Raw genomic sequence first — 6,344 nt, forward strand, 5'->3', positions numbered from 1 at the left:
TTAAAGCTTTTCCAAGGTAGCTTCTTTAATCTGTATCAATTCGCCAAGCTTACTGCTTGCCGAAAGGAAAAGTGCATCATCAGTTTTAATCTCTTCATCTCCTCCCAACCAACAGTTAGTAAGGATAGCCTCATTAAACTTCATCGGGTCTTTCGTTGCCAATGTCGAAGCATAACTCAGGGTAGCGCGGTCAGGCGTTCTCAAGTATGCTACTTTGTCATCTACTCGCAATACAAATACTTCTTTGTACTTCGCTTTCCATTGTTTGATTTGTTCTTTTGTTACGTCCATTTTTTATCAATTTGCTAATTTCTAATTTCCCCGCCTGTGTGGCTCTCACTTGCCTGTTGTGCTACGACTGTGGCTCACACCTACGATTGGCGTTTTACATCAGTGAAGATAATAGGAAGCTCTACAACCATATTTTTATCTCCCTGCTTCATTGCCTTTTTCACTTCGGTAAATTCCACATTCTTGAGAATATCGGTTACTATTTGTCCACCTTCTGAGGGCACGTAAGCAACAACCAAGTCGAAGTTAAGGTTCAAAATGTCGTTGTTTTTGGCATCACGCGTCATTGCTTCCAATTCACTTTGCCAAATGCTCAACTTTCCCTCAAAACTGTGATTACCTCTTACAATGCTCAAAGGTTTACTCCCACGTCCGTAAAGCGCCGATTTCTCTTTTTTCTCAGTGTATTCTACTTCTGTCACCCCGGCAATAATACGTCCTCCAAAGGCAATCGAAATATCGCTCCACGCATACTGTTTACTACTAAATGTTCCCATTTTTTTTTCTAATTTATTAATCTACTAATTTATTAATTTGCTAATTTTCTGCCCGTCGTGCTACGACTAATTTGCTAATTCTCTGCCTGTCGTGCTACGACTAATTTACTAATTCTCTGCCTGTCGTGCTACGACCTCACACCTAATTTTCTTCTTTCTTTGTGGTAAAACCAATATTCACCTCAATAAAATCAGCATAACCCACAGGAAGGAGTTTTAGCCCTACTACCACTTTACCTGTTTGCAACACCTTCTGTTCAGGGTCTATATTGATGTTCACTGCCGATAGCTCTCCTTTCGAAACCATTTCGCTTTGCAAAGTGTTCTCCAACTTGGTCTGCCAACTCTTGATAATAGCAGGGTGAATGCTTCCCTCTTCTGAAAGTAACACCTCATCGCTTAATTCCTCTACCAAAGCCCCATAAGCAAGAAGTAACGCCTTGTCCATTACCAATCCGCTACTGAGACTCTTAAAATCATCAGTAGGTTTGGTAAGCGTATTATCTCCTGAAAAATAGTAGCCTGAACGCCCTACGAAGGTACGAAAGAAAATATAGCCTTTGTCGTCTAAGGCGTCCCACTGGTCAGCTTTGCTGTCAATAGTAGTTCCGTCAGTAAAATAAGCCACCAATGGCAATACACTACCGTCCTTCACACGGTGAATTTTGCGCTGTACGGGTATAGCACTCATTTTTCCTAAAAACAAACCTACTGATGCTTCTTTCTCCTTATCGTCATTACCGATAAAGCAAGCCACTTTGTTGAGTTCGTTTTCCGAAAAATTAGTAAGGTCAGCTACTTTGCCGTTCCAGCTGTTGCCCGATACCACTACTCTAAAAGGCATATACTTCTTTTCAAAGTGCTCAGCAATAGCTTGCGCTTTCACTACGGCTGTTTGTACATCAGTGTCTAAGCCCGCAGCAATAGTTTCGCTACCAGTTGCTTTTTTCACCACACCCAATACCCTAATAGCACCTTTGGCATCAGCTATGAGAGTTGGAGCAAAAGCACCGTCTTTGTCAAGCATTGCAGTCATAGTTGTAGCGTCCGATACGAGCATTACCCACAGAGGTGTACCCGTAGGAGCTTGGTCGTAAAATGCTTTAATATGCTTGTAAGCAAAAGCATTTTCAGCCTCCGAAATACCCAACGCTACGGCTTCGTTTAAGGAAAATACTTGGTACGATTTCCCGAGTTCTACCTTACTGGCTACTCCACTACCTGTAATAATAAGACCAGTAACTTTTTGAATGTTATTGCCTGTACGGTTCATACCATCCTTGGCAATGTTAAATAATACTTTTGGTAATCCCATTTTTTAATTATGTGTTTTTGTTAATTATTTAATAAATGTCCCCCTACCCCTCCCTTATTATATCCTTAATTGTAACTCTACTAATAAAAAGGCAAAATAGCTAAAAACAATGGTTCTCTATTAACTATCAATCGTTAAAGGCTTTCCTCTTTTTTAGAATTGTTACCAGGGCGGTCAGTAGCGGTTACTATTATTTTATCACCTGTAAGCGAAGGATTAGTAACCGTAGTGGTGTACACCCATTTGCCCTGTACAAGAGTTGCGCTACCTTCTTCCACAAGAGTAGCATCGTGGTCTTCAATACGCACTTTCACAGCTACGACCTTAAAAGCATCGCCCGCCTCTATCATTATTTTCTCTCCTGTGGCACTACCTGTATAGCCTGAATGGTCTATATGAGCAATTTTAGGAGCGCGCAAATAGTCAGTCATCGCCATATTATAAGCCGATACATTCCTGCGCTTTTTAGCCTCTGCTGTATAATCCTCTTTTAGCGAAGGGTCTTGCAAAGCGTTTTTGGCATATGCCGAAGCGCGTATAAATCTCTCTTGTTGTGCTTTCTGAGAGGCACTGGGAGCTTTGGTGTGTGAAGGAGGGGTAGCGACAATAGTTTCTCCTCCGCGTTGGCGAAATACAAACACTTTCCCTACTTTACCACTAAGCCCTGTAATGGCATAGTTTGATTTACTTTTTCCCATTTCTTTAATTTTTTTTGTTATACATTATTTTAATTGTAAGTGCACTTCTATCGTTTGTTTTACGGTGCAAAATTCCGGCGGTTTTTTCAGTTCTGAAAATCGGCAAACAAGCCTTGTACTTATTTTCCCCAACCATTGTACTAATTTGGTACAAGCGTTGAACGTCTTTTTCCTTACCTCATCTATATGTACGACCTTTGCACCATCAACAAATAACAAATGTGTAAAATGAAAGATTTACTCTTAATCAAAAACGATTTGCACCTTGCTGAAGGTGATTTTCAAGTAGGCTTATCTGAGCCCCAACATCAAAAAGCTATTCTTACTGCCGAAAAAGGACAGTGGAAAGAGCACCCCGAAGTGGGTGTGGGTATTGCCCAAATGCTCGCCGACGACCTTTATACCGAAATGCTTATTGAGGTAAAAAAGCAATTGGAGTACGACGGTATACCCGTGAAAAACGTAACCCTTACCCCTCAGGGCTCACTGCTGATAGAATAATAGCTCCCCCTTTGTGGGGACTATCTTTCGCCATAACCGCCCTGAAAAGAAAGTATTGCTACAATAGTACGAGGTGATAAAAACATAATGTTCGCCACCTCCTCTACAAGAGCATCTACCTTCCACTGAGGGTGCTTGGCACTCAGTTCTTCAAAAAGTTGACGCACTTTTTCATTGCGTTTTTGCAAGCGCTCTTTGCGCTGTTGTGTATTATCACATTTCATATGTTTCATTTTTTTAATGTTAAACTTCTTACCAACTTTGGTAGAGTCAAGAATAACTCTACCAAAGTTTTTTTTTCACCTTTGCATCTCACTCCCTTTTGCCTGGGGCCTGGGACCTATTACCTAAGCTCCCCCTTCACTTCCACAAAAAAAGTCTCATCTTGAGTTACCACTACTCCTATTTTTGGAAAGAAGTCAGCTATTTGCTCATTGTTGCGTTCGGCAAGTAGCTTATCTTTAGCTGGTTCTTCGGCTATGCGCACATAAGCAGGTAAAAATTCTTTCAGCAGGTTTGTTACCGTATTCCACGTAAAACCTTTTAGCGTTTTCAGTTTCGGCGTACCTGTGCGGAACCCTATGGTACCGTGCAAACTGTCAAGTGATTTCTTCTTGACAAATAAACTGTCTTTATTTGCTAATGCATAGGCTTGTAACACATCAAAATTGGTGTCTTTTATTTCTTTAAGAGTCGCCAATTCATTCGTGTATTTATTGCGTATAGTTGCAATTTGCTTCTCTATCAACGCATTTATTTTAGTCATTCGCGCCTCTGCCTTTGCATAAGTAGAAAAAGCATTCTCCATTTGTGTTTTAGTTACCCCAGTAGGGATTATTCTTTTTGTTCTTGCCATTTTTGTATTGTTTTTTAATCGTTAATTTTAAATGTAAATAGAGAGAGGTTCATAATCAATTTGTTAATCCAACCCTTGATTGGTATTACTAATTCTAAAATTCTCCCCTCTACCCTACCTTTAGCCCATCACAGGCTTTACCTTTTACTCACATACCCAGCTGTGAGCCCATCGCTGGCTTTACCTTTTACCTTTACCTTTTATCTTTTACCTTATAAAGCGGATGCTTTCTTACTGGTTGCCACTCCCTTTGCTCGTCCAACCAAAGCAGGTGTCGCTCTTCGTCGTATTTAAAGATAGGGGCACGCCAACCGTTCTGTTCCACCCACGTTTGTAGTTCTTGCACACGAGCAGGTACCTCGTTCGTACGTCCCGCGCGGTATTGTGAGGTTTGTAGTCGTTCCTCAAAAGTAAGCACCTGCAAAAAACTATCAAGAGCAAGCGCTTGGGTATATTCTAAAAATCTATTCATTGTAATTTTTTTTTGTTATTTGTTATTTTTCACTTTACTATCCACTTTTGCATCGCTTTCTCTAATGCCTGAAACCTGATGCCTGAAACCTAATCCCTATTCACTACAAGCCGTCCATATTTTTTCAGCTCACTCCACCAGTTCACCTTATGCCCACTAATTCTTCTGGGCAAATAGCGCACAGGCTGATGATAACTTTTGGCTTTTTCTAACAACACAACCGCTTGCTCGCGGAGCTTGCGCTGTACATACTCATAGTCACTGACTTCATTTAAATGTATTCTCATTGTTTTTAATTTTTAATATTAATTCAATTTATAACCCTAATAATCAATCGTCACATTCTCAGCAACACTAACTTGCCGACTTTACAGGATTTCTTTTTAATAATCCCTTAAAATTCTTACGTCTTCTTACGTTTAATTGCCTCTCTACAAGGCAAAGCCCTGATTTTTTTTTGAAACTAATTTGTTTTTAATTTCTACCTTTTAGGTGTTCTTCATTAAAAATATAATTTCGTACGCTTCTCTCATTTTCTAATTTTCAAATTTGCTAATTTTACTAATTTGCTAATTTTTCTACTACCATAAGGTCGATTATCCATAAAATTTTTGTACTTTTGCTCATTATTCTATTCATTTTGTTTTACGGTGCAAAATTCGAATAAATTTTCGATATACGCAAATTTTTTTCGAATTATTTTTCGTGTTATTTTTTAAATTATTGATTATGAGTACAATTAATTTTCGTATAAAAGAACTAGTAGACCATTTTTCCAACGGTAATAATAGTGATTTTGCAAATAAATTAGGGGTTAATGAAGCAAATATTAGAAATTACATAGCTGGAACAGAACCTAAATTTAATGTTTTAGAAAAAATTGTTACTACTTTCGAAGTAAATTACGAATGGTTGCTCACAGGTAAAGGCCCTATGTTAAAAAACAAGGAGATTGTCGAAACTCCTCGTGTAGAAATTATCAAACCTTTAAAAGTAGAAGGAAGAGATTTAACTCCCAAGGTGGTAGTGGTTGAAGAAGATGAGCTTTTTAACCCCATACCCTTAGTGCCTATATACGCTCAAGCGGGCTATCTCAATGGTTATGAAGACCCCGAATACATAAAAGAACTCCCTATGTACAACCTCCCCGAAATGCGAAACGGCACTTTCAGAATGTTTCAAGTAAACGGACTCTCTATGTTCCCCACCCTGCAAGACGGCAGTTATGTGGTAGGGCAATTCGTCGAAAATTGGGAGTGGCTCTCAGATAACAGGGTGTGCGTAGTAGTTACAGAGCGCGACGGAGTGATTGTAAAACGGGTTTTAAACAAAATAAGAAAGTATGGCAGTCTGTATTGCAAATCCGATAATCGCGACTACCCACATATTACTGTTAGAGCTGAAGATATTAAAGAAGTATGGGAATGTAAAATGCACCTCTCTTTCGAGTTCCTCGACCCTATCCCTGAGTACCAAAAAATCGCCGATTTAGAAGCCAATGTTCAGTTCCTAACCGAACGTGTAGAACAATTAGAACATCACAACAAACCTATTTTATAGCCTATCAGAATTGGTTTGCGAATCTTTTTTGTCCTATACTTTGCCAAAGTTATACCGCGTCTCGTGCCACAACCTCATATTCCCCTCGTTATTCGTCCCTCGTCATTTCTTCCCTTTTCCGTCCCTACACCCCCTCTCCTTGGGAGAAGTCTCC

At 39.6% G+C, this 6,344-nt stretch carries 10 protein-coding genes; 2 read left to right on the forward strand and 8 right to left on the reverse strand.

From position 1 onward, the window contains the following. From HMPREF9078_RS00115 to HMPREF9078_RS00130, 4 genes are all read right to left on the reverse strand, one after another. Positions 1-291 carry a hypothetical protein gene (locus tag HMPREF9078_RS00115; RefSeq protein WP_009411050.1) on the reverse strand — a complete coding sequence of 97 codons (291 nt, stop codon included), beginning with the start codon at positions 289-291 and terminating at the stop codon, positions 1-3. Positions 292-371: 80 nt separating this feature from the next. Next, the gene (locus tag HMPREF9078_RS00120; protein ID WP_009411049.1) at positions 372-788 is read right to left on the reverse strand and encodes a hypothetical protein; all 417 of its coding nucleotides are present in this window, start codon (positions 786-788) and stop codon (positions 372-374) included. A gap of 142 nt (positions 789-930) precedes the next feature. Further along, positions 931-2,103 (reverse strand): DUF2586 family protein, encoded by a 1,173-nt coding sequence (locus HMPREF9078_RS00125; RefSeq protein ID WP_009418682.1) that lies wholly within the window; start codon positions 2,101-2,103, stop codon positions 931-933. A gap of 134 nt (positions 2,104-2,237) precedes the next feature. Continuing rightward, complete coding sequence (locus HMPREF9078_RS00130; RefSeq protein WP_009418683.1) at positions 2,238-2,801, reverse strand: hypothetical protein; 564 nt, start codon at positions 2,799-2,801, stop codon at positions 2,238-2,240. Positions 2,802-3,029: 228 nt separating this feature from the next. On the opposite strand from HMPREF9078_RS00130, the gene HMPREF9078_RS00135 reads away from it, so the two are divergent. Beyond that, entirely contained in the window at positions 3,030-3,302 is a 273-nt protein-coding gene (locus HMPREF9078_RS00135) for a hypothetical protein (RefSeq protein ID WP_009418684.1), read from the forward strand. Positions 3,303-3,322: 20 nt separating this feature from the next. Here HMPREF9078_RS00135 and HMPREF9078_RS00140 read toward each other — a convergent pair whose 3' ends face one another. From HMPREF9078_RS00140 to HMPREF9078_RS11380, 4 genes are all read right to left on the reverse strand, one after another. Beyond that, positions 3,323-3,526 (reverse strand): hypothetical protein, encoded by a 204-nt coding sequence (locus HMPREF9078_RS00140; RefSeq protein WP_034542351.1) that lies wholly within the window; start codon positions 3,524-3,526, stop codon positions 3,323-3,325. Between the two features lie 119 nt (positions 3,527-3,645). Beyond that, the gene (locus HMPREF9078_RS00145) at positions 3,646-4,158 is read right to left on the reverse strand and encodes a host-nuclease inhibitor Gam family protein (RefSeq protein WP_009418686.1); all 513 of its coding nucleotides are present in this window, start codon (positions 4,156-4,158) and stop codon (positions 3,646-3,648) included. Positions 4,159-4,351: 193 nt separating this feature from the next. Continuing rightward, positions 4,352-4,630 (reverse strand): hypothetical protein, encoded by a 279-nt coding sequence (locus tag HMPREF9078_RS00150; protein WP_009418596.1) that lies wholly within the window; start codon positions 4,628-4,630, stop codon positions 4,352-4,354. A gap of 89 nt (positions 4,631-4,719) precedes the next feature. Then, positions 4,720-4,917, reverse strand: a complete 198-nt coding sequence (locus HMPREF9078_RS11380; protein ID WP_009418687.1) for a hypothetical protein — start codon at positions 4,915-4,917, stop codon at positions 4,720-4,722. 442 nt (positions 4,918-5,359) lie between these two features. On the opposite strand from HMPREF9078_RS11380, the gene HMPREF9078_RS00155 reads away from it, so the two are divergent. Further along, positions 5,360-6,190: a S24 family peptidase gene (locus HMPREF9078_RS00155; protein ID WP_009418688.1), complete on the forward strand. Its 831-nt coding sequence runs from the start codon at positions 5,360-5,362 to the stop codon at positions 6,188-6,190. Positions 6,191-6,344: the final 154 nt, after the last annotated feature.

This window comes from Capnocytophaga sp. oral taxon 380 str. F0488, assembly GCF_000318255.2.
Taxonomy (GTDB): domain Bacteria; phylum Bacteroidota; class Bacteroidia; order Flavobacteriales; family Flavobacteriaceae; genus Capnocytophaga; species Capnocytophaga ochracea.

Coding starts and splice junctions, on each gene's coding strand:
- HMPREF9078_RS00115 (WP_009411050.1), bottom strand. CDS start 291: ATGGACGTAACAAAAGAACAAATCAAACAATGGAAAGCGAAGTACAAA.
- HMPREF9078_RS00120 (WP_009411049.1), bottom strand. CDS start 788: ATGGGAACATTTAGTAGTAAACAGTATGCGTGGAGCGATATTTCGATT.
- HMPREF9078_RS00125 (WP_009418682.1), bottom strand. CDS start 2,103: ATGGGATTACCAAAAGTATTATTTAACATTGCCAAGGATGGTATGAAC.
- HMPREF9078_RS00130 (WP_009418683.1), bottom strand. CDS start 2,801: ATGGGAAAAAGTAAATCAAACTATGCCATTACAGGGCTTAGTGGTAAA.
- HMPREF9078_RS00135 (WP_009418684.1), top strand. CDS start 3,030: ATGAAAGATTTACTCTTAATCAAAAACGATTTGCACCTTGCTGAAGGT.
- HMPREF9078_RS00140 (WP_034542351.1), bottom strand. CDS start 3,526: ATGAAATGTGATAATACACAACAGCGCAAAGAGCGCTTGCAAAAACGC.
- HMPREF9078_RS00145 (WP_009418686.1), bottom strand. CDS start 4,158: ATGGCAAGAACAAAAAGAATAATCCCTACTGGGGTAACTAAAACACAA.
- HMPREF9078_RS00150 (WP_009418596.1), bottom strand. CDS start 4,630: ATGAATAGATTTTTAGAATATACCCAAGCGCTTGCTCTTGATAGTTTT.
- HMPREF9078_RS11380 (WP_009418687.1), bottom strand. CDS start 4,917: ATGAGAATACATTTAAATGAAGTCAGTGACTATGAGTATGTACAGCGC.
- HMPREF9078_RS00155 (WP_009418688.1), top strand. CDS start 5,360: ATGAGTACAATTAATTTTCGTATAAAAGAACTAGTAGACCATTTTTCC.